This is a genomic window from Cyclonatronum proteinivorum (assembly GCF_003353065.1).
GTDB lineage: Bacteria > Bacteroidota > Rhodothermia > Balneolales > Cyclonatronaceae > Cyclonatronum > Cyclonatronum proteinivorum.
Map to the genome: position 1 here is coordinate 4,229,247 of NZ_CP027806.1, position 26,983 is coordinate 4,256,229.

At 51.7% G+C, this 26,983-nt stretch carries 19 protein-coding genes; 12 read left to right on the forward strand and 7 right to left on the reverse strand.

Annotated features, from left to right (window positions below; all coding sequences use genetic code 11):
• The first annotated feature begins 61 nt into the window (after positions 1 to 61).
• The 8 genes from CYPRO_RS16145 (at position 62) to CYPRO_RS16180 (ending at position 7,985) form a co-directional block, all read left to right on the forward strand.
• Positions 62 to 2,275 carry a sensor histidine kinase gene (locus tag CYPRO_RS16145; protein ID WP_114985596.1) on the forward strand — a complete coding sequence of 738 codons (2,214 nt, stop codon included), beginning with the start codon at positions 62 to 64 and terminating at the stop codon, positions 2,273 to 2,275.
• A gap of 893 nt (positions 2,276 to 3,168) precedes the next feature.
• The gene (locus CYPRO_RS16150; protein ID WP_114983195.1) at positions 3,169 to 4,527 is read left to right on the forward strand and encodes an IS1380 family transposase; all 1,359 of its coding nucleotides are present in this window, start codon (positions 3,169 to 3,171) and stop codon (positions 4,525 to 4,527) included.
• Between the two features lie 341 nt (positions 4,528 to 4,868).
• Positions 4,869 to 5,765 carry an IS982 family transposase gene (locus CYPRO_RS16155; RefSeq protein ID WP_114983194.1) on the forward strand — a complete coding sequence of 299 codons (897 nt, stop codon included), beginning with the start codon at positions 4,869 to 4,871 and terminating at the stop codon, positions 5,763 to 5,765.
• Positions 5,766 to 5,919: 154 nt separating this feature from the next.
• The gene (locus tag CYPRO_RS16160) at positions 5,920 to 6,276 is read left to right on the forward strand and encodes a type II toxin-antitoxin system RelE/ParE family toxin (protein ID WP_114985597.1); all 357 of its coding nucleotides are present in this window, start codon (positions 5,920 to 5,922) and stop codon (positions 6,274 to 6,276) included.
• Positions 6,273 to 6,563: a helix-turn-helix domain-containing protein gene (locus tag CYPRO_RS16165; RefSeq protein ID WP_114985598.1), complete on the forward strand. Its 291-nt coding sequence runs from the start codon at positions 6,273 to 6,275 to the stop codon at positions 6,561 to 6,563. The genes CYPRO_RS16160 and CYPRO_RS16165 overlap by 4 nt, the downstream gene beginning before the upstream one ends.
• 101 nt (positions 6,564 to 6,664) lie before the next feature.
• The gene (locus CYPRO_RS16170) at positions 6,665 to 7,093 is read left to right on the forward strand and encodes a hypothetical protein (protein ID WP_114985599.1); all 429 of its coding nucleotides are present in this window, start codon (positions 6,665 to 6,667) and stop codon (positions 7,091 to 7,093) included.
• 216 nt (positions 7,094 to 7,309) lie between these two features.
• Positions 7,310 to 7,552: a UPF0175 family protein gene (locus CYPRO_RS16175; RefSeq protein WP_114985600.1), complete on the forward strand. Its 243-nt coding sequence runs from the start codon at positions 7,310 to 7,312 to the stop codon at positions 7,550 to 7,552.
• Positions 7,530 to 7,985, forward strand: coding sequence for a DUF3368 domain-containing protein (locus tag CYPRO_RS16180; protein WP_114985601.1), 456 nt, complete (start codon positions 7,530 to 7,532; stop codon positions 7,983 to 7,985). The genes CYPRO_RS16175 and CYPRO_RS16180 overlap by 23 nt, the downstream gene beginning before the upstream one ends.
• A 554-nt stretch (positions 7,986 to 8,539) precedes the next feature.
• Here the strand turns inward: CYPRO_RS16180 and CYPRO_RS16185 are convergent.
• Both CYPRO_RS16185 and CYPRO_RS16190 read right to left on the reverse strand, forming a co-directional pair.
• Positions 8,540 to 9,589: a 2-oxoacid:ferredoxin oxidoreductase subunit beta gene (locus CYPRO_RS16185; RefSeq protein WP_114985602.1), complete on the reverse strand. Its 1,050-nt coding sequence runs from the start codon at positions 9,587 to 9,589 to the stop codon at positions 8,540 to 8,542.
• A gap of 28 nt (positions 9,590 to 9,617) precedes the next feature.
• On the reverse strand, positions 9,618 to 11,471 hold the full coding sequence (locus CYPRO_RS16190; RefSeq protein ID WP_114985603.1) for a 2-oxoacid:acceptor oxidoreductase subunit alpha: 1,854 nt from the start codon (positions 11,469 to 11,471) through the stop codon (positions 9,618 to 9,620).
• 267 nt (positions 11,472 to 11,738) lie between these two features.
• Between CYPRO_RS16190 and proC the strand changes: the two genes are divergently transcribed.
• Positions 11,739 to 12,554 (forward strand): pyrroline-5-carboxylate reductase, encoded by an 816-nt coding sequence (gene proC, locus CYPRO_RS16195; RefSeq protein WP_114985846.1) that lies wholly within the window; start codon positions 11,739 to 11,741, stop codon positions 12,552 to 12,554.
• Positions 12,555 to 13,997: 1,443 nt separating this feature from the next.
• On the opposite strand, the gene CYPRO_RS16200 is transcribed toward proC, so the two are convergent.
• Complete coding sequence (locus CYPRO_RS16200; protein ID WP_164682879.1) at positions 13,998 to 17,303, reverse strand: CotH kinase family protein; 3,306 nt, start codon at positions 17,301 to 17,303, stop codon at positions 13,998 to 14,000.
• 524 nt (positions 17,304 to 17,827) lie between these two features.
• Between CYPRO_RS16200 and CYPRO_RS16205 the strand changes: the two genes are divergently transcribed.
• Positions 17,828 to 19,609, forward strand: a complete 1,782-nt coding sequence (locus CYPRO_RS16205; protein WP_114985605.1) for a DUF2207 domain-containing protein — start codon at positions 17,828 to 17,830, stop codon at positions 19,607 to 19,609.
• 557 nt (positions 19,610 to 20,166) lie between these two features.
• Here the strand turns inward: CYPRO_RS16205 and CYPRO_RS16210 are convergent.
• Positions 20,167 to 20,598, reverse strand: a complete 432-nt coding sequence (locus CYPRO_RS16210; protein ID WP_114985606.1) for a BrxA/BrxB family bacilliredoxin — start codon at positions 20,596 to 20,598, stop codon at positions 20,167 to 20,169.
• Positions 20,599 to 20,800: 202 nt separating this feature from the next.
• Between CYPRO_RS16210 and CYPRO_RS16215 the strand changes: the two genes are divergently transcribed.
• Complete coding sequence (locus tag CYPRO_RS16215; protein ID WP_114985607.1) at positions 20,801 to 21,676, forward strand: hypothetical protein; 876 nt, start codon at positions 20,801 to 20,803, stop codon at positions 21,674 to 21,676.
• 143 nt (positions 21,677 to 21,819) lie between these two features.
• Here the strand turns inward: CYPRO_RS16215 and CYPRO_RS16220 are convergent, their stop codons facing one another.
• Positions 21,820 to 22,428, reverse strand: coding sequence for a superoxide dismutase (locus CYPRO_RS16220; RefSeq protein WP_114985608.1), 609 nt, complete (start codon positions 22,426 to 22,428; stop codon positions 21,820 to 21,822).
• Positions 22,429 to 22,765: 337 nt separating this feature from the next.
• On the opposite strand from CYPRO_RS16220, the gene sthA reads away from it, so the two are divergent.
• A complete protein-coding gene (sthA, locus tag CYPRO_RS16225) occupies positions 22,766 to 24,223 on the forward strand; it encodes a Si-specific NAD(P)(+) transhydrogenase (protein WP_114985609.1) in 1,458 nt (485 codons plus the stop codon).
• A 217-nt stretch (positions 24,224 to 24,440) separates the two neighbouring features.
• Here the strand turns inward: sthA and CYPRO_RS16230 are convergent, their stop codons facing one another.
• Positions 24,441 to 25,151: a DUF429 domain-containing protein gene (locus tag CYPRO_RS16230; protein WP_114985610.1), complete on the reverse strand. Its 711-nt coding sequence runs from the start codon at positions 25,149 to 25,151 to the stop codon at positions 24,441 to 24,443.
• A 52-nt stretch (positions 25,152 to 25,203) separates the two neighbouring features.
• The gene (gene aspS, locus CYPRO_RS16235; protein WP_114985611.1) at positions 25,204 to 26,979 is read right to left on the reverse strand and encodes an aspartate--tRNA ligase; all 1,776 of its coding nucleotides are present in this window, start codon (positions 26,977 to 26,979) and stop codon (positions 25,204 to 25,206) included.
• Positions 26,980 to 26,983 lie beyond the last annotated feature (4 nt).

The following is a 26,983-nucleotide window of genomic DNA, read 5'->3' on the forward strand; positions in this document are numbered from 1 at the left end:
TGTACAATGTATTTTTCCCTATCTTAAAAGCAAATAATCTATCTTTTAAGCCTAAAAGCCGATGAAACTCTCTGACTGTAGGGTTACACTAACTTATTGGGTTGCAGCAACTTGTTTGTTGTGCATATTGGCCGCCTGTAGCAGCGAGCGTAACACGAATGATCATCCTGACACAGCAGAAGCGCAGGTTATCGCGCAGCTGAACTCCATTCTCACGGCCTTCCTCGATGCTAACGATGAGGCATTTCAAAGCACGGCCTTCGATTTGGTCAGAGAAATCAGAGAAGGGCATTCGGGTAATGAGGTGATTGCCGCATACAGCTATCTGACGGAAGGTTTTTTAAATCAAGAGCTTTCAAGGTTTCCGCTTGTTTATGAGAATATGAACCAAGCCTATGAGCTTGGTATGGCTTTGCAGGTACGGGATGTTGTCATTCGTGCAGCAGCACCGCTGATTAACGCAGCCTTTGTAATTTCCCGTGAAACAGAAAGCGAACAAATTGCTGAAGAAGTGACTGCCCTTGCCGCACAGCCACCCCATGACCCCTATCTGATACACCTGGCACTTCTAAGCAACGGCTTTCACCATTTTATTTCGGAGGACTTCACCGCTGCGCTTCCACCCCTTATGCAGGCCGCTGATTTTTTTGAAAAAAACGGCGATACCCGATTATGGCTAAAAACCAACAACTCCATTGCAATGTCGCTGCAACGGGTTGGCCGGCCGCAGGAAGCCCTCGAACGATTCGAACAAAATCTTGCTGCTTATTATGCTAGCGGAAACCGGATCGCCGTGAGCAGAACGCTAAATAATCTTTCGATTTCTCTTTCATATATGGGCGAAAAGCAAAAGGCGATTGACTCACTAAAGGTCGCCCTTGAAATTAATGAGCAGGCAGGGCTTGAGTTTAATGCGCTTCAGGTACAATATAATATTGGCGCATATCTGCGCGTCTTACAACAATATGATGAGTCCGAGTATTATCTGCGTGAAAGCCTCGACCGTAGTAAACGTATGAATCTTTCAATGGGGGTGCTCTATAACAGCCTTGGCCTGGCCCGTACGCTGATTTGGCGGGATTCAACACAGGTCAACATTCCCGAGGTAAGGTCTCTGATGCGGCAAACTGCTGATTCGGCCCCGAATCTTGCCGGGACGGATCTGTACATGGACTATTCAGAGGCGATGTTCCGGCTTGAGCAGATATCCGGCAATTTTGAAGAAGCCCTGCGCTGGCACATTATCTATCAGCAGCAGTACAGCAGAATCACAAGCACGGAGCGTCAGGTAGCCATTGAAGAGCTGATGTTCGCCAACCGGCTCGAACGTTCCGAAGCCGAAATTGCGCACCTCAGCGAAGTGATTAAATTAAAAGAACGGGCACAGCGCAACCTGTTCGCAGGTTTGGGGGTGCTTGGCCTTCTGCTGCTTGGCGCCGGCGGGGCAGGCTATTATTTCAGGCAGCTCAGCAGCCGAATCAGTGCCCTCTACAATGTTCAAAAACTTCAGAATGCGGAAATTGCCAAGCAAAATGAAGAACTCAAGCGACTCACGGAAGAAAGATTCCGCCTCACCAAAGTGATTATTCATGATTTGCGTAACCCCATTGGCGCTATTGATGCAACCCTTGAAATGCTGGAGGATTACCCGAACGAAGAATTAGATCAGTTCAAAATGTTCATGCAGGTTTCTGTTGAAAAAATGAGCCATATTGTGAACGGCCTGCTAAAGGTGTATCAGGCAGAGTCTTTGGAGATAGGGGACAAGCTCAGGGAAACGGATATTAAGCCCCTGCTTGACCTTCAGGTGCAGGAATTTTCCATTCTCGCCGCACATAAGCAACAAAAGCTGATTGCAGAAATTGAACCGCTCCGTGCGGTAAGCCATGCCGACACCCTGAACACCATTGTTTCCAACCTGCTTTCAAATGCCATCAAGTACACCCCACACGGGAAATCGGTCCTGCTGCGCGCGCAGCCTGCGCCCGGCGGTTGGCAGCTGACGGTGAGAGATCAGGGACCCGGTTTCCGGGAAGCGGACAAAGAAAAAATGTTCACCCTCTTCGGACGCCTCTCCGGCAGACCGACCGGAGACGAAGAAAGCACCGGCATTGGCCTCTATGCTGTAAAAACAGCCGCTGATAAGCTCGGCGCAACGCTTACCGTGAACTGGGATTACAAAGACGGGGCCGAACTCAGCTGCTTCTTCCCGCTGCTTGAAACTACAGCGCTAAATCCAAAGCAGCAGCCAAATGAGCTGACTACAGAAACCTGATAGGATAAACAAGCCCTGTGTTCCACCCTCCGGCCACACAGGCCACCGCGTACGCATACCCCCCCATGCAAAACAGCGCCCACGACATCGAATAACTCCCCGCCACCACCCAACACCGCGGCGCCCCCGCCTCGATAGCTTTGTGACCAGAGACTGAAGCCCTGCAACCAAGGTCATCATCAGGTTGAAGCTTTCTTTTTTTGGGTAAAACTCCGTGAACATCAATGGCGCAAAGGCAGCGCAAACACCCCAAACCTAAGATGAATCCCTTGCTTTTTGTGACCGAGCACGAAACTCGCCTGGTATACTTGAACAGAATCTTGAAGGTTCCCATGGCAGAAAACACGGCTACCGGATTTCACGGTCAAATTTGCCAATCCGGAAAGTAAAGCGTGCGCTATTCCGGTTGTTAATCAAAAGATTGAGACAGTCCTTCGCATGTTCTCAATTCAGCCCGGCTGATTGTAGCTTGATTTCAAACTGATAAAATCCCTCACTCAGTACACATAAATCTTTTCAGTGCTGTGGGCATATCCCAGGGTTCTGATTTCGTTTCTGAGCTGCTTAAGCAGTTTAGATTTTGCTGACTAAAGTTTAACCTGAGGGTTTTTCAGGAGTGAAGTCGTATAAGTATTTCCATATACGATTCCGCAATAGCCAAATCCTTACAAGTAATTAAATGCCATTTTGGGTACTTAATACGTACCCAGACGTCGCATAAGTAGATAATTCTTTACTTATACTACTTGGGGGTGTATATTGTCAGTTGCTCAATAAGTACCTTAATCCGTGAGCAATCCGGCCCATTCATAGCCTAAAACGTTTGTATTACTAGCTTTAGCGATTCTGCGTATTTTCACCCAACTGGTGAACCCTCATATAATCGTTTGAGCATGTCAAAAATACAATTTGAGCTTACCTCTACACCAATTACCTCTCATGCAGGTCTGGCTTTTATTGGTCAGGCCCTTGATGATCCCGTGCTGGCCAATGACATCAATGGCCTTTGTTCGCTGCCCCGCAACAAGAATTATATTTCCACCCTTGATACCATTAAGGCCATGATTGGGCTGTTGTCGGTCGGTAAACCTCAGTTTGACGCTATAGCTGAATATCGTGCCGATCCCGTATTTGCCACTGCCTTGGGAATAAAAAAGACCCCCTCACCGGAAACCCTGCGCCAGCGTCTTGAGCAATGCCCGGAGTCATTGAATAATGTCTTTCGTGAGTTCAACACCCGCCTGCTGGCAGCTCATCCGCACCTGCTGACCGAAGATCTGCACGGGCAGACCTGGGCGGTGATTCACTGTGATGTCTCACCCATGGATAACTCCAACAGCCACAAAGAAGGCGTAGACTGGACATACAAACAGTTTGAAGGCTATGCGCCCATGCTTGGCTACATCGGTCCGTATGGTTTGATGATAAACAACGAGCTGCGCAACGGCTCGGCGCACAGCAACACACCCGGCACCGATGCGTGGTTCAAGCAGACCATGGATATGGCTGAGCGTATGACCAGCCACAAGCGGCTTGTGGTGACCGACTCGGGCAACGATAGTGGCGTCAATGTCAGGTTATTTATGCGCCAGAAGGATACTGATTTTGTTGTGAAGTGCAACCTACGCAATCAGGATCCGCAGGAGTGGCTGGATCTGGCTGTGAAGCAAAACGGCGGAGCCGATGGCGAGTACGTAGATATAGGCGCACGGGCATGGTACGGACAAAAGCAAGTACAGATTCCCGGACATAGTGACACCCCTGATGATCCGAAGACTTGCCGGATTGTGTTCCGGGTTACCAAGCGGTTTGCCCGCACGGACGGGCAGTATATGTTTCCGGCTATGATCACCGTCGATGCGTATTGGACGAGCCTGGACTGGACCCCGGAGCAGATACATGAGTTCTACAAGCAGCGGGGTACCAGCGAGCAGTACCACAGTGAACTCAAGACAGATATGGATGTAGAGCGACTCCCCTCGGGTAAATTCAGGGTCAACCAGCACGTGCTGGATATGAGCATGATAGCCTTTAATTTATTGCGACTGGCGGGGCAAGGCATGCTAAAAACAGGTCTGGTGCCGGGGCGAAAAGCCAGGAGCAAACGGCTTCGGCTGCGCACCGTCATCCAGAACCTGATGTATATGGCGGGACGGCTGGTTCAACATGCACGCAAAACCATCATCCGCATTTTTGAGGGTCACGGCTGGGCGGCGCCTGTCATGGCGCTCAAACTTTTACCTCGCGGGTAGCACAGCATACAGCTTGGGATAGAAAACAGACGGCAAAACAGCAAGTGAAACAAAGCCCATGCAGGCATTGAGGCATTGGTATGCATTGTAGCGCCAAAACAAGAGCAAAAACGGTGCTCGAAGAGGTCTTACGGGGATTGAATTGATCGTAATGAACGACTTTGGTGAGCTACAGCAAGCTAAATGATCCAGATTTCTAACAGCTATTGACCTGAGTTCGATTAATAATTAGGCTAAAGTTGATCGACAAATTGTTGAAAAAGCACAATTTATATGTCGGATAAGTCACAACAAATTGCTATATTAAGTCTACCAATAACAACAACATAGCAAAATAAGTCATGACATTATCCGACAATAAAATTACCGAAATATACTGCCTGGTTGACAACTTCTGCATCGGCTTTCATCGCTCAATGGCCAAGCATATGCTTGGAAATACCCCCAAGCGAAAGCCAAATCTGTCTACCAGCGAGGTGATCACAATTATGATTCTGTTTCATCACAGTGGATATCGCACCATCAAGTGCTTCTATACTCAATATGTCAAGGTACACATGTGTCATCTTTTCCCCAAGACCGTTTCATATAATCGCTTCGTTGAGCTTATGGCTGGTGCCAATTTGCCGCTGGCATTATTTGTCAAAGAGTGCTGTATGGGAAAGTGCACCGGTATCTCATTCATAGATTCCACTCCGCTGCGTGTGTGCAAAAACAAGCGTATATCCAACCATAAAGTCTTCAAGGGCATTGGCCAGTTGGGTAAATCTTCAATAGGATTTTTCTTCGGATTTAAACTTCATCTGGCTGTCAATGATAAGGGAGAATTGCTCAACTTCCTGATTAGTCCGGGAAATATGGACGACCGTGATCCCCTTAAAAATCCTAACTTTATCAAAGCTTTTACAGGAAAAATGTATGCAGATAAAGGCTATATCTCAGCGGCACTGTCCAGGATTTTGTTTGATGACGGCATTCATCTGATTACCCAAATACGCAAGAATATGAAAAATTGCCTGATGAGTCTTAATGACAAAATCCTGTTGCGAAAGAGATCTGTTATTGAGACCATAAATGATGAACTCAAAAACATGTGTCAAATTGAACATTCCCGTCATCGCTCTTTCGCTAACTTTTTGTCTAACCTGCTGTCGGGATTAGCTGCCTATTCCTTCTTTCCCAAAAAGCCCGCCATAAAGTATGAATCCGTTCATACTAACCAATTAAGCATGATTTAAAATCGAACTCAGGTTATTGGTAATATTGACCGGAGAATATCAGGCAAAGAAAATTGCTCACGGATTTAGGTAAGTAGTTATACCTCATCCCCTTTCAACAGCATTCTTTTAAACCGTGCTTTTATAAAGTTCACATTATTGTTAACTTGCAACAGTGCGTGAAATCAAATTTTATATAACCCCATCTGGTAAAAGTCCGGTCGCTGATTTTTTGGATTCGCTCACTTCAAAACAAGTGAAGAAAGTTACCTGGGTTTTGAACTTGATTGAGAATACGAATCGGGTTCCCAGGGAGTATTTCAAAAAGTTAGCTGGCACTTCCGGTATCTGGGAAGTTCGGGTTCAATCCGGATCAAATATTTTCAGACTTCTTGGTTTTATGGACTATGGAAAATTTGTAGTTCTTACTAATGGTTTTGTGAAAAAATCACATAAAACGCCTAAAAATGAAATCGAAATTGCAGAAAACCGAAAATCCGATTATCTGTTTAGAAAAGGAGAATCAACATGAGTGATTTACAAGCATACATCCGTAAACGAAAGCAATCAGATCCTGACTTTGCTGTAGATTATGAGACTGGTTATCAACAATTCAGGATAGGCGTAATGTTAAAACTGGCCCGTGAAGATGCCGGTTTAACTCAGGAAGAGGTTGCAAAAAAACTTAATACCAAAAAATCAGCGATTTCCAGAATTGAGAATCACGCAGAGGATATACGGTTGTCAACTTTGGAAAAATACGCTCGTGCTTTTGGGAAAACGTTAAAATTAGAGTTGCAAGAGACACCCGAGGTATAACAACGGTTTCGTGCTGACCGGTTCGGCTCTTGTTGAACTTCAACGTTGATCGCCCGGCAGCACAAACCGTGGGCCGTTATTGCACATTAAACTCAACAGCTATGAAAAAGATAATTTTAGTTTTCAGCATCGTATTTGTTTTCATGAGTGGTTGCCAAATTTTGAGTTCTGATAGCACGAGCTCTCCAGAAATTAAAATCGAACCATCTCCTGTCATTACCGGTCAGGAAGTCACAGTGACTATAAGTCATTCAAAGGAATTTATAATGCCCTATTGTGGCGGAATTACTTATGAAATTGAAAAATTAGAATCAGAGAATTGGGTAGTAATTGATGGTCAGTATGGGCCTTGTAACGGCATGATATTACCAGAAACCTCTATTTCGGAATCCATCAGTATTAACTTTATAATTGATGAAGTGGGTGTTTATAGGTTCGTTTCATCATTTAAATACAATCCAAAGGATGAATTTAAATCTATTTACTCGAATAACTTTGAAGTAGCTTCGATGGGTATCATGCCTTTGTAATGTGCACTAACAAGCGCATTTACAGGGGAAGCGGACGTGCCGTTGGTTTCCAAGGTTGCTTGTTTTGACATTTCAATCGTTTATTTACCCATCATCTCCGCGCCCGTTATGCGCCGGGGCGTTATGGTGCTTATTTTAATTCACTACTCCCCCCCCCCTTTAAAGACCATGAGGAGTTGATTATCGTTAAATAAAAAAATTCATTACATTTCAAAAATGAAGACGCTAACAATAAACATACCGAATACCGCAGATATCGATGACAAAGAGGCAAAAATGTCATTGGCGTCAAAATTATATGAAAGAGGGAAACTTACACTCGGGCAAGCTGCTGAACTTGCCGGCTATCCGAAAGAGACTTTCATGGAATTGCTTGCTGATTACAATGTACCATTGATCAACTATCCTGCGGATGAACTTGACGAAGATATAGACAATGCCCAACGTTATAGTATCTGATACGAGTTGTCTCATTTTATTCTACAAAATCGGAGAGTTTGATCTTCTGAAAAAGGTTTTCGGCAAACTTCAAATCACAAAGACGGTTCAAAAAGAATTCAATCAATCGATTCCGGATTGGATTGAGATTGTTGAGCCAAATACAGATTTACAGAAAGGATTAATAAGCAATTTGGACAAAGGAGAAGCCTCAGCTATAGCATTGGCTTCAGAGCATGATAATTCTCTTTTGATCATTGATGAAATCAAAGGCAGGAAAGTAGCTAAAGAAATGGGTATTTCTGTTACCGGTTCACTTGGTGTGCTGATTGCAGCCAAAAACAGAGGGCATATTCAGAATGTCAAACCTTTCATAGATAAAATCCAGCAAACAAATTTTCGTATTTCGAAAGAATTGATTGAACGGCTTCTTGAAAATGTTAATGAACCCTGATAAGGGTCGTTTGCAGCCATAGCCAGCGTTTCAATCGGATTTTACCGCCCAAGGCTGGCAATAAAAATTTTAAGAGTTGCGGTATCTCTTGTTTTTCCACTTTATTAGCCATGTTTTTCCTGTTGACCTGCCCAAGTTTCTTGCAGAGCGTTTTAGTTGGGTACCCGGCAGCACAAACGCCAAACCGTCATTTGCACCATCCATCCTGCCAAATTCAATATTTCGTTTTTGGCATGCGCTCCATTTGAAAGTATTCCGAAATTGAAGCACTTAATGCTATTAAAAAAGCGTAGCAATGGATTTTTTAGAAGTCCAAAAGCATTACCGAACGCAGCTCTGATTCTGATAACTATCTGCCTCAACCTGAATGCTCTGTCCGAACCGACTCCGGAGGTATTATCCATCGTTAAAACCAATCATCTGTTAATCACACTCTCCCGGATTAGTGCGCTCCAACTATCAGTAAACGCATCCCAAATACAAAGCCGCCCCGTTTTCCTTTTCGCAAAACGGGGCGGCTTTTTTATTGCAGTGCAGAAATGAGGAACTCGGTTTTACTTCACCACCCAGGTTTCATCCCCGGCAAGCAGGGCGTCCAAGTCTCCTTTGCCTTTTTGGGCAAGCGCCTGATCGGCCTGTTGATTGAAGAGCTCATCATAAGCGGGACGCTCGTTGTCCAGGAAAACGCCGAACGGGCGCGGGAGGCGGTCTTCGTGCCGGTTGTCTTCGAAGAAGCGTGCCAGCAGGTAGGCTTTGTAGGCGTCCTTCTCGTCGTGAATCCACAGGTCGCTTTCGCTCCACTGTCCATCATCGAGGCGTACCAGCTGCGGACGCGTGCCTTCGAGCCTGATCCCCTTCTCCCCTTCTTTCCCGAAAACCAGCGGCTTGCCGTGCTCCAGATACAGGGCTGTGTCGCTGCGACGCCGTTTGTCGGTGTACACTTCAAACGCCCCGTCGTTGAACACAATGCAGTTCTGATAAATCTCCAGCAGGGCCGCGCCTTTGTGGCCGTGCGTACGCCTGAGCATTTCGTTGAGGTGTTTCGGGTCGCGGTCCATCGCACGGGCGAAGAATCCGGCATCGGCCCCCATCGCAAGGGCGGCAGGGTTGAACGGATGATCGAGAGAGCCCATTGGCGTCGATTTGGTGACCATGCCTTCATGGGAAGTCGGCGAATACTGTCCTTTGGTCAGACCATAAATTTCGTTGTTGAACAGCAAGATGTTCAGGTCCACATTCCGGCGCAGCACGTGAATCAGATGGTTTCCGCCGATGGAGAGCGCATCCCCGTCGCCGGTGATGACCCAGACACTCAGCTCGGGCCGGCTGGCTTTGAGACCGGTGGCGATGGAAGGCGCACGACCGTGAATGGAGTGCATCCCAAACGTATCCATATAGTAGGGGAAGCGCGAGGAACAGCCGATTCCGGCTACAAATACGATGTTTTCGCGGGGCACGCCCAACTCGGGCATCACATTCTGCACCTGTTTGAGGATGGTGTAGTCTCCGCAGCCGGGGCACCAGCGCACATCCTGATCGGAGGCGAAATCTTTAGGTTTCAGTGCGGGCGTACTTCCGTTTGTTGAGGCAGCTTTTTGTACCATGTTTGTTGAATTGCTGAAATTGGGGTCGTTAAAATTTACTTGCGCGCTGAATGGCATCACATAAAGAGGAAACCGTGAGGGGAATGCCCTTCACCTGATTGAAGCCATGGAAGGTGAACTCCGGGAACTGATCGCGCAGCAGTTTGATGAGCTGACCATTGTTGATTTCGGGCACCAGAATGGTCTCGAAACGGGCAAACAGATCGGCAAGGTTGCGCGGAAACGGGCTGAGGTAGCGCAGGTGTGCATGTGCTGCGGCAAGGCCCGACCGGTTGAGCTCGTTCACCGCCGCTTTGATAGCGCCGTGCGTAGAACCCCATCCCACAACCAGCACCTTTCCGCTTTCGGGACCTTCTTCGATGGTTTGCTCCGGGATGAAGCCTGCGACGTTGTTCCGCTTTTGCTCGCGGATGTGCGTCATTTTGTGATGGTTGTCCGGGTCGTAGGAAATATTGCCCGTACCGTACTCTTTTTCGAGTCCGCCAATGCGGTGCTCCAGCCCTTTGGTACCGGGGATGGCCCAGGGACGCACCAGTCGCTCATCGCGGCTGTAGGGCAGGAAAGGCGCATCGTCCGCATCGCGGGGCGGTGCATAGCTGACGTTTATCTTTGGGAGGTCAGCCGCCCGGGGAAAGCGCCAGGGTTCAGCACCGTTGGCAATGTAGCCATCGGAGAGAAACATCACCGGAATCATGTGCTCCACAGCGATCCGGCAGGCTTCGAATATCATCTGAAAACAGTCGCCGGGCGATTCCGGTGCGACCACAACGACCGGCGATTCGCCCGCACGGCCATACACGGCCTGAAGCAAATCAGACTGTTCGGTTTTGGTCGGCATACCGGTTGAAGGTCCCGCGCGCTGCACGTTGATGACGACGAGCGGCAGCTCCAGCATGAGTGCGAGGGTCAGGGCTTCCGTTTTGAGCGCAATGCCGGGACCCGAGCTACTCGTCACCCCCAGGCTTCCGCCAAAGCTCGCACCAATGGCCGAACCGATGGCCGCGATTTCATCTTCGGCCTGAAAGGTGCGCACATTGTAATGCTTCAACTTGGAAAGTCCGTGCAGGATTTCAGAGGCCGGGGTGATGGGGTAAGTGCCTAAAAACAGCTGCAAGCCCGATTTATCTGCGGCAGCGGCAAGACCGATGACCGTTGCTTCATTTCCGGTGATGTTGCGGTAAGTGCCCGGTTTAATTTGCGCGGCCTGTACCGAAAAGCGCTCGCTGAAGAGCTCCGTTGCGCCGCCGTAGGCATAACCGGCTTTCAGAGCCAGCACGTTGGCCTGCGCAATTTCAGGCTTACGGCTGAATTTCTTTTCGATGAAGTTTTCCGTAGGCTTAATCTCGCGGCTGAAGAGCCAGTAAATAACGCCGAGCACAAACATGTTTTTGCAGCGGTCAACATCTTTGGGCGGCAAACCTGTATCAGCAAGCGCCGCACGGGTGAGCTTGGTGACATCAAGCTGAATGAGGCCGTAGCCGGAGGTCTGAATCTGTTCGAGCGGCTTGTCTTCCGGACCGTACTTCGCCAGGCTGAGGTCCCGCTTCCCGAAGCCATCTACATTGGCGATAATGATTCCGCCGGCTTTCAGGTATTTGAGGTTGGCCTTCAGCGCGGCGGCGTTCATCACCACAAGTACATCGCAGCTGTCGCCGGGGGTGTGAATGGCCTTGCTGCCGAAATGAATCTGAAAACCGGAAACGCCGGCTACCGTACCCTGCGGCGCACGAATCTCGGCAGGAAAATCAGGCAGGGTGCTCAGGTCGTTGCCGGCGAGGGCGGTTGTGTTGGTGAACTGCGATCCGGTAAGCTGCATCCCGTCGCCGGAGTCGCCGGCAAAACGGATGGTTACGTCGTCTTTCTCAATAATTTTAATGGACATGCGGAAAGAATAGAAACTAAATCAAATGATAATTGGGCGGCATACATAAAAAGCCCTGTGTTTCAAACAAATAGCTGGTTAAAATCACTTCATCCGGCACAGAAAATTCTTCGGCAATAGCGCGACCGTACCGGACAGAAGCTTAAAAAACAACTTTGTAATCTAAGTATAATATTCGAATTTATCTTCACCCTAAACATGCGGCGCAAAGCTGCCTGTGCACCGCAGGCCGCCGCTCAGATTATCCCCAAAATTTCCTTTTCAGCTATGAGTACATCTTACAATCCGCAAACCATTGCCATTATCGGCGCCGGAAAAATTGGCGAGGCGATGATCGAAGCCATGATCGACGCCCGCTTTTTTAAGCCGGAACAGATTCTGGTCAGCGCCCGCCGCAGCAAACGTATCGAACAGCTTGAAGAAGCCTATGGTGTACGCGGGGTGAGCAACAAGGAGGCCGCAGCACAGGCCGATGTGAGCGTGATCGCTGTGAAACCGCAGCTCGCGGGGCAGGTGCTGCCCGAACTCGCCCCGGCACTTGGGCCCGACAAGCTCCTGATTTCCGTAATGGCGGGCACAACCCTCAAACAGCTCTCGGACTGGAGCGGACGCAACTGCCCGGTCATCCGCGCCATGCCCAACACCCCGCTGCGTATCCGAAAAGGTATGACAGCCCTCTGCGGCTCGGCGCTCGCGGAAGAGCATCACCTCGGCTTCTCGCAGGCCATGTTCAATACCGCGGGCCGCACACAGATTATGGATGAAAAACTCTTCGACGCCGTCACAGGCCTAAGTGCAAGCGGTCCGGCCTTCATCTATATTATGATTGAGGCGCTCGCGGAAGGGGGCGTAAAATCCGGCATCCCCCGAAACCTCGCGACCGAACTTGCGGCGCAGGCCTGTCTCGGCTCAGCCTCCATGGTGCTGGAAACCGGCAAACACCCCGCCATGCTCAAAGATGAGGTCACTACTCCGGCCGGCTGTACCATCGACGGCATCCTGAAACTCGAAGAAGGCGGCATCCGCGTCACCCTCATCAAAGCCGTCGAAGAAGCCGCCCGCCGCGCGAAGGAGCTCGGCTGAGGAAGCCCCGAAAAACAACGCAACAGAAATAAAGCCCTGACCCGGCACCCCGCCATTTCAGGGCTTTATTTTTGGGGGGGGAATCCCGTGCACCTCACTGGCACCGGAGTAGCTCTGAAACCCCAAACCCAACGGAAAGTCCGTGGTTTTTGGACCGTCGGGGCGCACCCTTGTGATCGCCCTTCGAAGGAGGGAATCAGTCCCATATTCGCGACCGGGCCTGTTCTGCGCCCCACGTTTTTGAACAGGATTTGTAAGATTCACAGGATAAACAAGATGAAACCAGACAATACACGAATCCTTGTTGTTCAAATCGAAACCGGTAGGGACGCAAAACCTTGGGTCCCTACTCACGTCGGGTTTGTCACGGGCTGACGCCCGGCCCCGCCTGCGCGCCTTCGGCGCTCGCGAGGAATGGGGGGGGGCGACATCCGATTGCTACAAAAATGCCACTCCTTCGGAGTTGGTTCGTGATTGATATCAGCTACATAACTGATTACAGAGCACAAATTATTTTGGGGTGGCGGATTTGCGCGAATGTGGATGTGCCGAAAAAAATGAATAACCGCAGCGCCCCAGCCCTGAAAGGGCGACATACCACAGCACAGGATGCCAACCCTGTGTCAGGCAGCAACCCACGAAAGCAAGCCATGCAAGGGCGACATATCTTCGATGCAGGTACAGCCCGGAAGTCAGGCCGTTCCAAGCCAGGGCGTATTTCCAAAACGGTAGCCTGCCCTGTAGGGGCAGCCTGTGGGTAGAAAACCGAGCCGCCATCAAAAAACAGCGTGCCGTAGGTACGCCCTGTGCATGCCCATGCTTGTTTGGTATGCGAAGCGTGACGTGCAACGCGGCGTTACGTCTCCGATGGGCGCATCTTGCCTGCCGCATTGCGGATATTTCACGAGATGTAGGTTGCATTGGGTTTGCCACGGGCTGTACGCCCGGCCCCGCGCTCGCGCCTTCAGCGCTCGCGGGGAATGGGGGGGGCGGCATCCGATTGCTACAATAATGCCACTCCTTCGGAGTTGGTTCGTGATTGATATCAGCCTGATAACTGATTACAGAACACAAAATATTTTGGGATGGCGGATTTGCGCGCCTTCGGCGCTTGCGGGGAATGGGGGTGGGACGACGTTTTTCTACGAAGATTTCACCGCTACGCGGCTGGTCGCCGGCACAAGTTTCGGGGCATGATAAAACCCGGTGCCATCCACTCCATCTTGTTCATCCTGTAAATCCTACAAATCCTGTTCAAAAAAAACGGGACGCGCAGGATAACCGCGGTCGTGATTCCGGGATTGATTCCGGATTCCGTGGGGCGACCACGAGGGTGCGCCCCTACGGTTACGGGGCTGCCTCGTTCGCGATTCGGGGATTGTCCGGGCGTTTGGATGCAGGCTGGAGCGGCGTCGGTTTTGTGCCCGGTTCCATGCATACGCATCACCGCAATAGCAGCATTTTTCGTGTTTGCACCATCGCCGCGCCCTGCCCCGGATTCACCCGGAGGCGGTACAGGTACACCCCGCTTGCCAGTGCCCCGGCGCTGAACTGCAGCTGATGCTGACCCGCCGCAAACCGGCGCCCGTCGGCGAGAACCGCGACCCGCTGCCCCTGCACGTTGAAAACTTCCAGCCAGACCTCCGCAGACTCCGGCAGGGAAAAACCGATATGCGTCGCGGGGTTGAACGGGTTGGGATAGTTTTGGTGAAGCTGTATTTGGGTGATGCGTTCGGTTTCTTCTTCCGGCAGATGCGATGGGATTGCCGTTTCAGCCGTTATGGTGTTGAGCCGCAGCCAGGTGCGGGCACCGGAGGCTTCATCGTGCCGCACACCGGTGTAATGATAGCGCCACAGCAGCTGCACATAGGGCATGCCAACCGCTTCAGCCGGTAGCGGGATATCTTCAAAAAAACGGGTATGACCACTCTCTTCGGAACGAAGGTAGCTTACGGGGGCGCCATCCGGACCGATAATATCCTGAAACGGTCCGGCATCGCCGATGCGGTACTGCAGGCGCCAGGCGTATTCGCGGGAGTTGGGCAGTAGGGTTCCGGCTTCAAAACTGAGGTTCACCGCTTCGGCTTGGCGCGTATCGAGTGCGAGGAGTACGCCGCCCAAACGGGTGCCCGGAAAACCCGGATTTCCGTCCGCGTTGGCCGTATTCAGGAAAGCGATCCCATCTCCGTCCAAACCGTTGATACGCGTGCGGCTTTCCAGGTTGTAGGCGCCGCTCACGGTTCCTGCGATGGACGCGTTCAGGGCCGGATCGGCTTCATCCATAAACACAAACTGCATGTTCGGGGGAAAGCTGCCGGGCGTGGCATCGGCCTCCCAGCCTGAAAACGCGTAGGGACTACCCGGCTCAAGGGCAAAAGGCGGGAGCTCAAAATCATCATCTCCGCCGGGTGCATAAACCGCGCGCACCAGCAGATCGGTTTCGGGCGTGAGGGGGAGTTCGGGATGCGTGAAGACACCCCCGTTCACTTCCCAGTGACTGAAGGCGAAGCCACCGAAAGGTTTGGCGATGAGGGTCAGGGGCAGTCCCGCGGGATAGCGTCCGCTCCACGGGAACACCTCTGCGCTGGTTCCCGGCAAATTGCCGTTCACGGTGAGGGTGTTGACGCCCACGCTGCCGCTGCCGGGCTGCGCAAGCTCCACGCTGAGGGTGTAGGTTTCCCCGAGTCCGGCAAATTCAAGCAGCTGCTGAAACTGGAATTCGGGCCGTAAGTCCGCGAAGGTGTGCATCACCTCGAGCTGCTGCTGCCAGAAGCTGTAGCTCTGAATGCGGCGCCAGCGGCTGACCTGCGCCGGGATTTCGGCGTCAATCAGGGCCGCGAATTCGTCAATGATTTCATGCGCGCGCTCGGGGACGAACCAGGAGTTGAGGAGGTCGGCGAAGCGGGTGATGAAGTGTTGGCGGTACGCTTCGTTTTCGAGCATTTTGCGCAGCAGGAAGGTCGCCGCCGGACGGTTCTGATTGTGCCCCTGAAAGCCCGTCCAGGGGCCGTTGGGTTCGGTGAGGTAGTCGAGCATGTTGAAGGTCCAGGGCTCATCGAAGCTCCAGAAGCCGCCGAAGCCGGTGTCGAGATCGAGCATCATCCAGCGCCATCGGCTGCCGGGAATGCGCTCGCGCCAGTGCCGGATGTTGCCGATATCCCAGCGGTAAAAAAAGGCTTCCGCAATTTTGAAATCGGTGAAGCTGTCCACATCCATCTGTGTTTCGAGCCAAGCAAAGTTGGCGTCATCGGTCAGCCCGTTCTGACTGATGAACGCCAGCATGGACTCGTAGTGCTGCCGGTCGCCTTCAACAATTTCGAGATTGGTGTGATTGAGGAGATCGAGATTTTCCGGAACAACAGGATGATGGCTGCCGATGTAGTGCCGGTCGTAGCGCTCCCGGATGTTGTGAATGCCCCAGTATTCGCCGTTGATGTAGAGCACCGCGGGCCGGAACGCCTGAAAATCCATCGGCAGCCCTTCTGCGATGCGCTGCATGATGGGGTCGCGGAGGAACGTGTAGATGTCGTCCTGACCGGCCATGCGCAGGATGAGGCGGCGGAATTCCTGCACGGGGTAATCCCCGAAAATGGGGTAGCGGAGGGCGTCTTCGCCGTAGCGGTTGCGCCAGTACAGCCGCAGCGATTTTTGCGGCAGCCGCCGGGAGGTGCCCCCGTGAATCCGGACGCCGGTGCCGCCTTCCCAAACCGGCTCGCCGCCGGTTTCGAAGAACGTGAAGACCGCGGGCCGCTCCCATGCTTCCCCGCGCTCCCAGAAATTGCCGTTGGGTGCATTGCCGAACACGTAAATGCCGATGTCGGGGTCGAACAGGTTTTCGGGCGGCGTCACGATGCTGAGCACCGGCAACTCATGTGAGAAGCGTCCCTGATTGGTGACGAAATAGGTCGCCGTGACCGGCTCGCTCGGGAACCAGCCCTCGCGGAAAGTCCGGGCCGTGACCGTGAAGGCGCGCGGCACTTCACCCAGCGGCGGCTGCCAGCTTCCGGCTGTGGGGATGAGGGAGATGACCGCGCCCTCGCTCGTGCGGTCAGTTACGGTAATGCCTGAAGCATCGAAAAACGGGGAGTCAGCGTCCGGGAGACTGCCGTCGGTTGTAAAGCGGATGGGGTCGCCGGAGGCGGAGGTCACGGTCAACTGGAAGTCGGCGGGGTAGAAACCCGATGCGTGCGATAATGCGGGCGGGGGGAGAATGCCGAGCCAGCCGTTGGCTTCGTTGGGTGCCGCAGGGCTGGGCTCATCATAAAAAAAGAAATCATCAGAGCCGTCGGGGAAGCGGCCGTAGGAGAAATCTCCGGGCAGGGCGACCGCGGGGAGAAAGTCGGCAATGCTGCCATCCGGCGCGGTGAGCTGAAGCGGCTCCCCGGAGGAAGAAATGCTGAAATTGGTATGAAGCTCACCGAAAGCCAGGCGGCGGTCCTTGCCGGACGCCCAGACCAGCAAATGCTGACCGGGCGCAATGCTGACCGGTGGGAAAATCCAGCGATAGGGACGCTCGGGGTCGTCGGTGAGACCGTAGCCGCTGAGGTTTACCGCTTCCGCGCCTGCATTGAACAGCTCGATCCAGTCTTCGAAATCGCCGTCTTCATCAGCAATGGTTGTTTGGTTGGAAGCCTGAAATTCATTGATTAGCACCTGCGCATGGGCAAAATGAAGCGGCATTATAAACAGAAGCAGCGGAATTCCGGCACATACAGCCCGCAGGAGCAAAGCCGGTAAGGGAAACAGCATTTTGGGAGGTAAGCTTAGTTGAATCAGAGTCTCTTCTCTACAAGTATATTGAAATAATCGCATTAAAACAGCGCACACATTTCATACCTGAAACCAACCAGCTTCCGATATCACTCTTTTGAAGCAGTTTTACAGATTAATGCCGCCAAGAATAAAAATAACAACAGCTTAAAAAATCCTGAATTCAGGTCTGTGTACTACAGATTCTGATATGCTGCGCTATTTGCCTTTTTTCCTGAAAGATTAGCTGACTGTTCATTGAGCCGGTGACCAAGCGTGAGAAAATCTATCGAATTCAGTTTGGCCCTTCCGGTTTTTGGTATAAGCGCAGCTCATCATCAGGTTAGGCTGTGCCCATCAATCCTTGTGTTTTCCATCCGTACGCCAAAGATATTGGGCATAGGCCTTGTTTATTCATAGCTTAACATGTGCTACCTTGTAAGGTATTGGTCATCATTCAACCTAACATTATCATTTATGTGTCGTACTGCCGCACTTGTGTTTCAGTTCACCAAATTATTCTGATGTTTATGTTTAAGCAGGCACCTATTTTTTATGTACTCCTTTGCAGCATTTTCCTGATTGCGGGCCTGCCGGTCGGCGGCTCCCTACACGCCAAAGATTACGAAATCACCGGCATCTCCATTCTGGCCGAAATCCGTGCCAATGGGGAGGTTGCCATCACGGAGGAGCGGACTTTTTTATTTGAGGGCAGCTACAGCTGGTTCGAGCAGGACATCCGGCGGCAGGGATTCCTTGAGATCCGGGATTTTGAGGTGAGTGAAGGCAGCAGCCTGTTTCGAAAAGATGACAGCGGTGAGCCCGGCACCTTTTCGGTTCGCGAATCCCGGCGCGATGTGACCATACGCACCAACTTCAGCGCGACCGATGAAAGCCGCACCTTCACCCTGCGCTACGTGCTTAAAGGCGCCATCGCTTCTGACGGTGAGTGGGCTGAGTTTATCTGGACCTATCTCGGCTCAGACTGGGAAAGGGCGCATCAGAATATCCGAATCGAAATACGCCTGCCCGAGGCCCTACCGGAAGATGAACTCGTGGCCTGGCAGCTGTCACGGGCGATTAATCCATCGCTCGAGGTACTGGCTGATCGGGTGCTTTTCACAGCCGACCGCAACCGGGGCGACCGCACACTTCGCATACGCGCTTTTTTTCCGGATCAGCTTGTAAGCGGCACGGTACCTTCTGAAATAGCGCTCAACCCGTTTGAAATCATGCAGGAACGTGAGGCGGAAGCCGCGCGCAAAGCGCAGCGCATTGCTTTTCTGATTCCGCTTGGCTGGCTGCTCTCTGTTGTTGCCCTGGGGGTAGCCATGCTGCTGGTGCTGCGGTACAGGAAGCGTCCGCAGTTGGCCGAGCACTTCCCTGACCTGCTGGAAGCCCCGCCTTCTGATCTGCCCCCTGCCCTTGCCGGCTGGATGTTCCGCAACCTCTACAGCGATCACAACAGCCGGTTTGTGAGCACCATATTTGATCTGTCCCGCAAAGGCTATTTCCGGATTTCTCAGGAGACGGAAATGACCGGTATGTTTAAGAAGAAAGAGACGCCGGTTTATGTGCTCAGCCGTACCAACAAGTCAGATACTTCCGCGTTACGGGACTGGGAAAGACAGCTTGTGGAGCTTCTGGAAGAACGGCTGAACGGCAAAACAAAACGTTTGGACGAGCTTTTTAAATTTGGCGCCAAAGAGTCTCAACAACAAAGCGCCTTTTTAAAATGGTGGAACAAGTGGTTTGAAGCCATCGGCGCAGAGGCGCGAAGCCATGCATGGACCGTGGACAATACGAAGCCGATGGTGATCAATCTGATGGTGCAGGTCATGCTCCTGCTTTTTTCTTTTTTCCTGATTATTTACACGAGTGAAGTGAGTGCGGTGAGTGGTGTTGCCCTGCTGATCAGCTCGCTTCTGGGCGCACTGCTTACCCTCGCGCTCAATGTGCGCACGGAGGAAGGCGAACGGGTTTACCGGCGCTGGAAGGCCTATCGTGAAGCCCTGAAAGCGGGGCGGGTTGACCTGAGACCTGAACTCAAAGGCGTTCATATTGTGTATGGGATTGTGTTCGGGCTGGGCAAAAAGAAGATGGACGGGCTCATCAGCCGGATCGACCCGCAGCCCGACGACCTGAGCTGGATGATTTTTATGCCCGGTCATTTCCCGAATGCGTCGGTGTTTTCGGGCGTCATTCACAGCACGGTCATGGCCACTACTTCGAGTATCAGCTCAAGTACCGGGGCCGGCGCCGTAGGTGGTGCAGCGGGCGGCGGTGGCGGCGGAAGGGCCGGATAGCCGAAACGCTGCAATTCCTGTTTTGATCAGCCCGCGGCTTTTACCTGAGCAGATGTTACCGCACTTCGGAAGATCAGACGGGTAATGCGGACTGCAACCCAAGCTGAAAACTGCCCCAAAAAAGCAAGGGACCTGTCTTTGATTTGGGGTTTCTGATCTTCTCCCCAAGACCTTGATGTTCACGGAGTTCTACCCAAAAAATAAAACAGCTGTGAAATGGCAATACAGCCGGTGTCAGGCTTACCCTTTTTGAAAACACCCTTAACCCGCATTATTCACAATTAAACAGAATTTATTTGCTAAATGTAAGTTTAATTTTGACTTAGTGGAAAAAAGCAGTAGCCCAAATTTGGGTGTGCTTTAAAGACGGCGAAATTTCCCCGCTGGCGGCGTTGAAGATGAAAACTCATGCTCAGGGTACTTGGGTACCCTCCCGCTGAGTTTTCATCTTCGCCTTGCCAGCAAGAAAATTTCTTGGTGAATAATGCGGGTTAAACGACAAAAGCCTTTCAGTCTGAACCGAAAGGCTTTTGCTGTTTAAAACAATACGACCGGGCTTATTCGCAGAACGCGTCGAAGACCATCTTGAGGTCGCCGGCTACTTCCTGAGCGCTGCGGCCTTCTACGCGATGGCGCGGAATCATGGCTTTGATTTCGCCGTCTTTGAAGAAGGCAAAGCTTGGGGATGAAGGCGGGTATTCTGCAAAGTACTCGCGGGCACGGGCTGTTGCTTCTTTATCCTGACCGGCAAATACGGTGTAGAGATGGGTGGGCTTTTTCTCGTTTTCCATGGCAATTTTAACAGCCGGACGAGCATTTCCGGCCGCGCAACCGCATACAGAGTTGATGACCAGCAGCATGGTACCTTCTTTGGTACCCGCCATCATTTCATCCACTTCTGCGGGGGTAGTCGCTTCTTTTACACCGAGCTCGGTAAGCTCATCGCGCATCCAGGTGGTGTCCGGACCTATACCAAAACCAAATTGCATAATAGTTGTAATTTTAAGGTTAGTGATTTAAATAATAACGAACATGCCTGCTCGCATGTAACTGCCGGGAATGGCTAAGAAATCAATGTTTTGTGTTAGAAACGGCAGTCTTATCTTATGGGCGAATATAACACTTTTCCGCTACATTACGTGCCAATACCCCGCTGTAGCTCCATCCTGTTTCTGAATTTCTGAGCCCGAAATGATCCTACACTTTTTTGCCCGCCCCCTGTCCGCAGCCGCTTTATTTGTGCTGACGGCCCTTCTTACGTTTGGATGTTCCGGATCCAAAAACGTCAGCAGCCTGTCGGTACAGCAGCCTATTTCCATTGATGGCGATTTTGACGACTGGCCGTCTTCTGCACTCAGATCCACCTTAATCGATGATTTCGATGTGGCCATTGCCAACGACGACCGCTATGTGTACATAGGCGTGAATTTCCGGAACAACCGCACCTGGCAGATGGCGCGCGATCACGGTTTTCGGATGTTTTTCGACAACGGCAATCAGCTCAGACGCTCGTTCGGAATTGTATTTCCCACAGGTATTGTCGAGTCGCTGGGTGATTATCCCGGGGCACGGCAGAACTACCTGGAGAATCCCGGCTGGCAAAATATGCCCGATAATCAGCGGCTCGTACAGCAGGCGGAACAGCAGCTTGGGGAGCGTGTGCAGGTCATTCGCAGAACCGAAAGACGCGACCGCATTCGCCCGTCTCTGGTTTCGCGTGAACGGCTCGAAGCAAACGGAATTCTGACCGGGGCCAGCGGCAGCAGCCGGGTGATGTCGATTGAAGTCCGTATTCCTATTGATGATGGTTCAGGTGATTTTTTCGCCATCACACCCGACAACAACGGACGGTTTTATATCGATTTTGAAATTGAACCGATGAGCTACGAAGAAATTACCGGCGAAAATCCCACCTTTGAAACGGTCGAAACAGCAGACCGCCGCGACCCGACCGGACGCTCAACCCGTACCCGGCAGCAGCTCAGTGTATCCAACCCCCGGCTGTACGCACAGCTCAGCTACATTTTCCAGGAACGTGTGCGGGTTACGCTGAGCAGGGAAGAATAACATCCCCCGGGTTCGTGCGGGCTGTTTCAGGTACTGCATAGCCACATGCCGCATCCTAAAAAAATAAAGGCCGGATTTCCACTGTTGCGGAAATCCGGCCTTTTAATTTTACGTCTTGCACGTTGCCTTAACTCAGGTGCTATTTATTTAGCGGCAAGATAAAGCTCGTTTACCTTATCCCAGCTTACAACGCTCCAGAAAGCGGAAATGTAGTCGGGACGACGGTTCTGGTAGTTCAGATAATACGCATGCTCCCAAACGTCGAGACCCAAAATCGGGGTGTGTCCGCTCATCACCGGGGAATCCTGATTGGCTGTGGACGTTACGTGAAGCTTGCCTTCACCATCCACAACGAGCCATGCCCAGCCTGATCCGAAACGGGTAGCTGCCGCATTGGCGAATGCTTCTTTGAAAGCGTCGAAGCTGCCGAATGTGCTGTCAATCGCACCGGCAAGCTCGCCTGTTGGGTTGCCGCCGCCATTTGGCGAAAGCACGCTCCAAAACAGCGTATGGTTGGCGTGTCCGCCGGCATTGTTGATGACACCTTGCTTTTTGTCAGCCGGAAGCTTGTCGAGACTGGTCAGTACTTCTTCCACAGAAGCATCAGCCAGATCGGTGCCGGCTAAAGCATCATTGGCTTTGGTGATGTAAGCGTTATGGTGCTTGGTATGGTGGATTTCCATGGTTTTGGCATCGATGTGCGGCTCAAGAGCATCATACGCATAGGGAAGTTCCGGGAGTGTGAAAGCCATAATAGTTTTCCTTTCTTTTTGAGTGTGAATAAAAACAATAAAAAAAGCTTTTCTGAAAAGCCTGAATGATTTTATGCTGTTTTTTCTGAAGTCCGAAAACGTCAGAACAACATGCTTAGCTATTGTTGCCGGTACCGCTACTTAACAGTACCACAATAACTTAGCCTTTGTTTATGTGTCCATTTAACAGTAGCCGTGCTGATTTAATTCACCCCGGAGCAGCTATAATGCAGGAAAAAACGCTTATGCTTTTGTATCTTAAGCAATTATATAAAAATAGCAGATTGGGAATTTGCAGCCTGAGCTGTATTGCAACAGACGAACTTAACCTACTTTTATGAAATACGATTATGACCTGATTATTCTGGGAAGCGGACCCGCCGGCTTTTCAGCAGCTATGCAATCCACAAAATTTGGCAAAAAAGTGCTACTTGTTGAAGCTGACGCCAAACATCTCGGCGGTGCCTGGATTAACGCCGGTACGGTGCCCAGCAAAGCCTTGCGGGAAGCCGCCGCTTCCATCTACAAGTACAACCAGCTTTTTGGCAGCGACAACACCAACAGTAAATACCACCGCTACAAAATGGCCGACCTCCTGCGCTTTAAGGATCAGGTGGTCAAGTACGAAAACAGCGAAGTAAAGCGGAACCTCATTAAAAACGAAGTGCACACGGCCCGCGGCATGGGCTATATCCTCGATCCGCACACGGTTGAAGTAAACGATCACTTAGGGAAAAAGAAAAAGTACCGCGCCACTTTTATCCTTATCGCTACTGGCTCTTCCGCAACGAAGCCCAAAAACTTCGAAGTTGATAACCGTCTCGTGGTCGATAACCGCAGCCTCGTCAACATGACGCACGTTCCCAAGCGCCTTGTCATTATCGGGGGCGGCGTCAACGCCATCGAGTACGCCACCATTTTTTCCGCGCTTGGCACCAAAGTAAACCTCCTCAGCTCCCGCGAGAGCTACCTTCCCTTCCTCGATTCTGAAATCAAGGCCGAATTTGCCCGCTCCCTCGAGCAGCAGCGCATGGTCATTCACAATCAGGTTTATGTGGAAGGCGTCGCCGAAAACCCGCTGCGCAACTGCACGGAAGTGAAATACCGCAGCTTCAAAGACAACGAACTGAAAGTACTGGAAACCGAGCAGGTCGTACACTTCGGCATCCGCATGCCCAACACCAAAGGCATCGGACTCGAAGAGCTCGGCGTGGAAATGGACGACGAAGGTTACATCACTGTAAACGATCACTATCAGACCTCTGTCCCCTCCATTTACGCTGCGGGCGATATCTGCGGCTTCCCGGGCCTGGCTTCGGCCTCCTTCACGCAGGGACGCATCGCCAGCTGCCACATGGCCAATGTAGAAAACGTCAAGCTAACCGGCTCCCACCCCTTCGGCATTTACACCATACCTGAAATGTCCAGCATCGGCATCACCGAAGATGAAGCCAAATCCCGCGGACTCGAATACGCCGTTGGCAGAGCCTACTACAAAGAACTGACCAAATCCTCAGTATCCAACACAACCCTGGGTATGCTGAAGCTCGTAATCGACCGTAACAGCTTAAAATTACTTGGCGTACACGTCATTGGGGAAAACGCCTGCGACATCATCCACATTGGTCAGGCCGTCATGAAAAATCAGGTTGATGTCCGCTATTTTGTGGATAACATCCTGAATTATCCCACCTACAGCGAAGCCTACCGCGTCGCCGCCTTCAACGGACTCAACCGCATCAACAAATCCGGCGTAAAATACCGCAGCCTGGTTTCCGACGAAGAATCCAAATAAGGCCCCCATCCCGCTTATAACCAAAAAAGGGTACGAGAACCAGCTTCTCGTACCTTTTTTCGTGCACGGTCCCCTGAGCCCCGCCGCCCAGCTATTCGGGCTTTTTTATTTTTTGGGGGAAACTCCGTGAACATCACGGTCTTTCGTGGAAGATCAGGGCTTCCCAAATCAAAGATAAGTCCCTTGCTTTTTGGGATCTTGTCCCCGCAGCCGAGTCCTACACGAAATGAATCGCCATCGGAATGCCCCGGCTATCCGTTTCCGGCGGCAGCGGCAGCGTACGCACGGGTCGGTACGGACTCTGGGCCACCATCACGGCAAGCACAAGCGCATCGAGCAGGTCATCGTCTTTCGCTTCTGATTTTTTGAGCGAGCCACGCATGGTTTCATAAAGCCCTTCAATACGGGAGTCTGCACGAAACAACAGCTGCCGGCGCTGTTCGAGACCTTCCGGCGTTTTCTTCTTCTGAAGAGGCTCGCCCCCGCGATTCAGCTTTTTAAAAAGCAGCTCGGGATGACTCTCGTGCAGCACCTGAACCAACCCGGGATTTTCAGCCAGCAATTCATCGACCTGCCTGATTTTCGGCATGATGTTCCAGGCCTGTTTGGTAATACGCTTCCCGGTTTTGGCCTCATTGATGTCGCAGGCCGCCACGTAATCATTCACCATAAAAGCGGCGCGAACCGGCGGACTAAACACCGATGAAGCATAGCCTTTGCCCAAAACCCGGCGCAGCAGCGCATCGCAGGTTCGAACCGGCTCCGTCTCAGAAAGCCCGATCGGGATGTCAATAAATACGCCGTTTTTGGAAGCGGCATAGACCGAGAGTTCCTGAACCGTGCGCAGCAGCTGCCACGAAGCCAGGCTTTTATCAAGGGAAACGGCCAGCCATCCGGCACGGCAGCCGTCAATTCCTGCGGTTTTCATAAGGAAGGTGGATTAGAATCGCGCCCGCTGAAGTCGCGGGCGCAGGCTTGCTTTACTTAAGAATCGGCTTGAGCTGAATATAAAGCTCATCGAGCTGACGGGTTTCTACGCTGTCGGGACAGTTATCCATCGTACTTTGGGCCCGCTGATTTTTCGGGAATGCGATGACATCCCGCAGGCTTTTGGCACCGGCCAGCAGCATCACAATACGGTCCAGCCCAAAAGCAATGCCCCCGTGCGGCGGCGCCCCGTACTGAAAGGCTTCGAGCAGGAAGCCGAACTTCTCACGGGCTTCCTCATCTTCAATACCAAGCATGCGGAACATCTTTTGCTGTGTCTCAAAATCGTGAATCCGGATCGAGCCGCCCCCGATTTCACTGCCGTTCAGCACCAGGTCGTACGCCCGTGCCCGAACCTTGCCCGGCTCAGTCTCCATCAGCGGAACATCCTCCGGATTGGGAGAAGTGAAAGGGTGGTGCATGGCATAATAGCGCCCGTCTTCCTCACTGTATTCAAACAGCGGGAAATCGGTAACCCACAGGAAGTTGGTTTGCTGCTCGTCAATCAGGCCGTATTCTTTGGCAAACATAAGGCGCAGGTCGCCCAGTTGCTGATAGACAAGCGGCGCTTTGCCTGCAAGAATAAGGACAAGATCGCCTTCGGCAGCCCCGGCAGCTTCTGCCATATTGCGGGTCGTTTCCTCGCTGACAAATTTACTTACAGACGAATACAGCTCATTGGGGTTGTTTTTGATGTAGATCAAGCCGCCGGCACCGATTTCCTGCTGAACACGCTTGGTAAGGCGGTCCATAATACCGCGTCCCAGCGATCCGTAACCCGGCGCTACAAAACCTACAACCTTGCCGCCTTCGGCAACTGTTTTGGAAAACACCCTAAATTCGGAGTCCTTAACAATTTCTGAGAGATCGCGGAAAGTCAGGTCAAACCGGGTATCCGGCTTGTCGCTGCCGTAGGTTTCAATGGCATGCTGATAGCTCATGCGCGGAAACGGGGTCGATATGTCCTTACCCATGGCATCTTTGAGCATGCGCGCCATCAGTCCTTCGGCCATGCTGTAAATGGATTCCTCATCCACAAAAGACATCTCAACGTCGATTTGGGTAAACTCAGGCTGACGATCGGCACGCAGGTCTTCATCCCGGAAGCACTTCACAATCTGGAAGTAGCGGTCCATGCCGGATATCATCAGCGTTTGCTTATAGATTTGCGGACTTTGCGGCAGGGCGTAGAATTTCCCCGGATTGACGCGGCTGGGCACGAGATAATCACGGGCGCCTTCAGGGGTAGAGCGCATCAGCACCGGTGTTTCGACTTCAGCAAAGTTGTTTTCACAGAAATAATTACGGGTGCTGCGGTACACTTCGGAACGCAGCATAAGGTTTTGCTGAAGCGGCGCGCGGCGCAGATCAAGGTAGCGGTACTTAAGACGGGTTTCCTCGTTGGTCTGGATGTCGTCTTTGATTTCAAAAGGCGGTGTTTTCGCACGCGAGTAAATATGAAGGGCGTGTACCCGGACTTCAATTTCGCCGGTTTTCATCTTGGGATTGATATTTTCCGGATCCCGCTGCTGCACCTTCCCGCTTACCCCAATCACAAATTCATTGCGCAGCTCATCGGCTGCGAGATGTGCCGCCTCATCATCCTGAGGGGAAAAAACAACCTGCGTCAACCCGTAACGGTCTCTCAGGTCAATAAAAATTACACCACCCAAATCACGCCGGATATTTACCCAGCCGTTCAGCGTTACCTGTTCTCCCACATGGCTGCCATTGAGTTCGCCACAGGTATGTGTTCTTTTAAGAAGCATATAC

Coding starts and splice junctions, on each gene's coding strand:
- CYPRO_RS16150 (WP_114983195.1), top strand. CDS start 3,169: ATGTCAAAAATACAATTTGAGCTTACCTCTACACCAATTACCTCTCAT.
- CYPRO_RS16155 (WP_114983194.1), top strand. CDS start 4,869: ATGACATTATCCGACAATAAAATTACCGAAATATACTGCCTGGTTGAC.
- CYPRO_RS16170 (WP_114985599.1), top strand. CDS start 6,665: ATGAAAAAGATAATTTTAGTTTTCAGCATCGTATTTGTTTTCATGAGT.
- CYPRO_RS16205 (WP_114985605.1), top strand. CDS start 17,828: ATGTTTATGTTTAAGCAGGCACCTATTTTTTATGTACTCCTTTGCAGC.
- CYPRO_RS16200 (WP_164682879.1), bottom strand. CDS start 17,303: ATGCTGTTTCCCTTACCGGCTTTGCTCCTGCGGGCTGTATGTGCCGGA.
- CYPRO_RS16210 (WP_114985606.1), bottom strand. CDS start 20,598: ATGCAATTTGGTTTTGGTATAGGTCCGGACACCACCTGGATGCGCGAT.
- CYPRO_RS16145 (WP_114985596.1), top strand. CDS start 62: ATGAAACTCTCTGACTGTAGGGTTACACTAACTTATTGGGTTGCAGCA.
- CYPRO_RS16190 (WP_114985603.1), bottom strand. CDS start 11,471: ATGTCCATTAAAATTATTGAGAAAGACGACGTAACCATCCGTTTTGCC.
- CYPRO_RS16165 (WP_114985598.1), top strand. CDS start 6,273: ATGAGTGATTTACAAGCATACATCCGTAAACGAAAGCAATCAGATCCT.
- CYPRO_RS16215 (WP_114985607.1), top strand. CDS start 20,801: ATGATCCTACACTTTTTTGCCCGCCCCCTGTCCGCAGCCGCTTTATTT.
- CYPRO_RS16185 (WP_114985602.1), bottom strand. CDS start 9,589: ATGGTACAAAAAGCTGCCTCAACAAACGGAAGTACGCCCGCACTGAAA.
- aspS (WP_114985611.1), bottom strand. CDS start 26,979: ATGCTTCTTAAAAGAACACATACCTGTGGCGAACTCAATGGCAGCCAT.
- proC (WP_114985846.1), top strand. CDS start 11,739: ATGAGTACATCTTACAATCCGCAAACCATTGCCATTATCGGCGCCGGA.
- CYPRO_RS16180 (WP_114985601.1), top strand. CDS start 7,530: ATGCCCAACGTTATAGTATCTGATACGAGTTGTCTCATTTTATTCTAC.
- CYPRO_RS16175 (WP_114985600.1), top strand. CDS start 7,310: ATGAAGACGCTAACAATAAACATACCGAATACCGCAGATATCGATGAC.
- CYPRO_RS16220 (WP_114985608.1), bottom strand. CDS start 22,428: ATGGCTTTCACACTCCCGGAACTTCCCTATGCGTATGATGCTCTTGAG.
- CYPRO_RS16230 (WP_114985610.1), bottom strand. CDS start 25,151: ATGAAAACCGCAGGAATTGACGGCTGCCGTGCCGGATGGCTGGCCGTT.
- sthA (WP_114985609.1), top strand. CDS start 22,766: ATGAAATACGATTATGACCTGATTATTCTGGGAAGCGGACCCGCCGGC.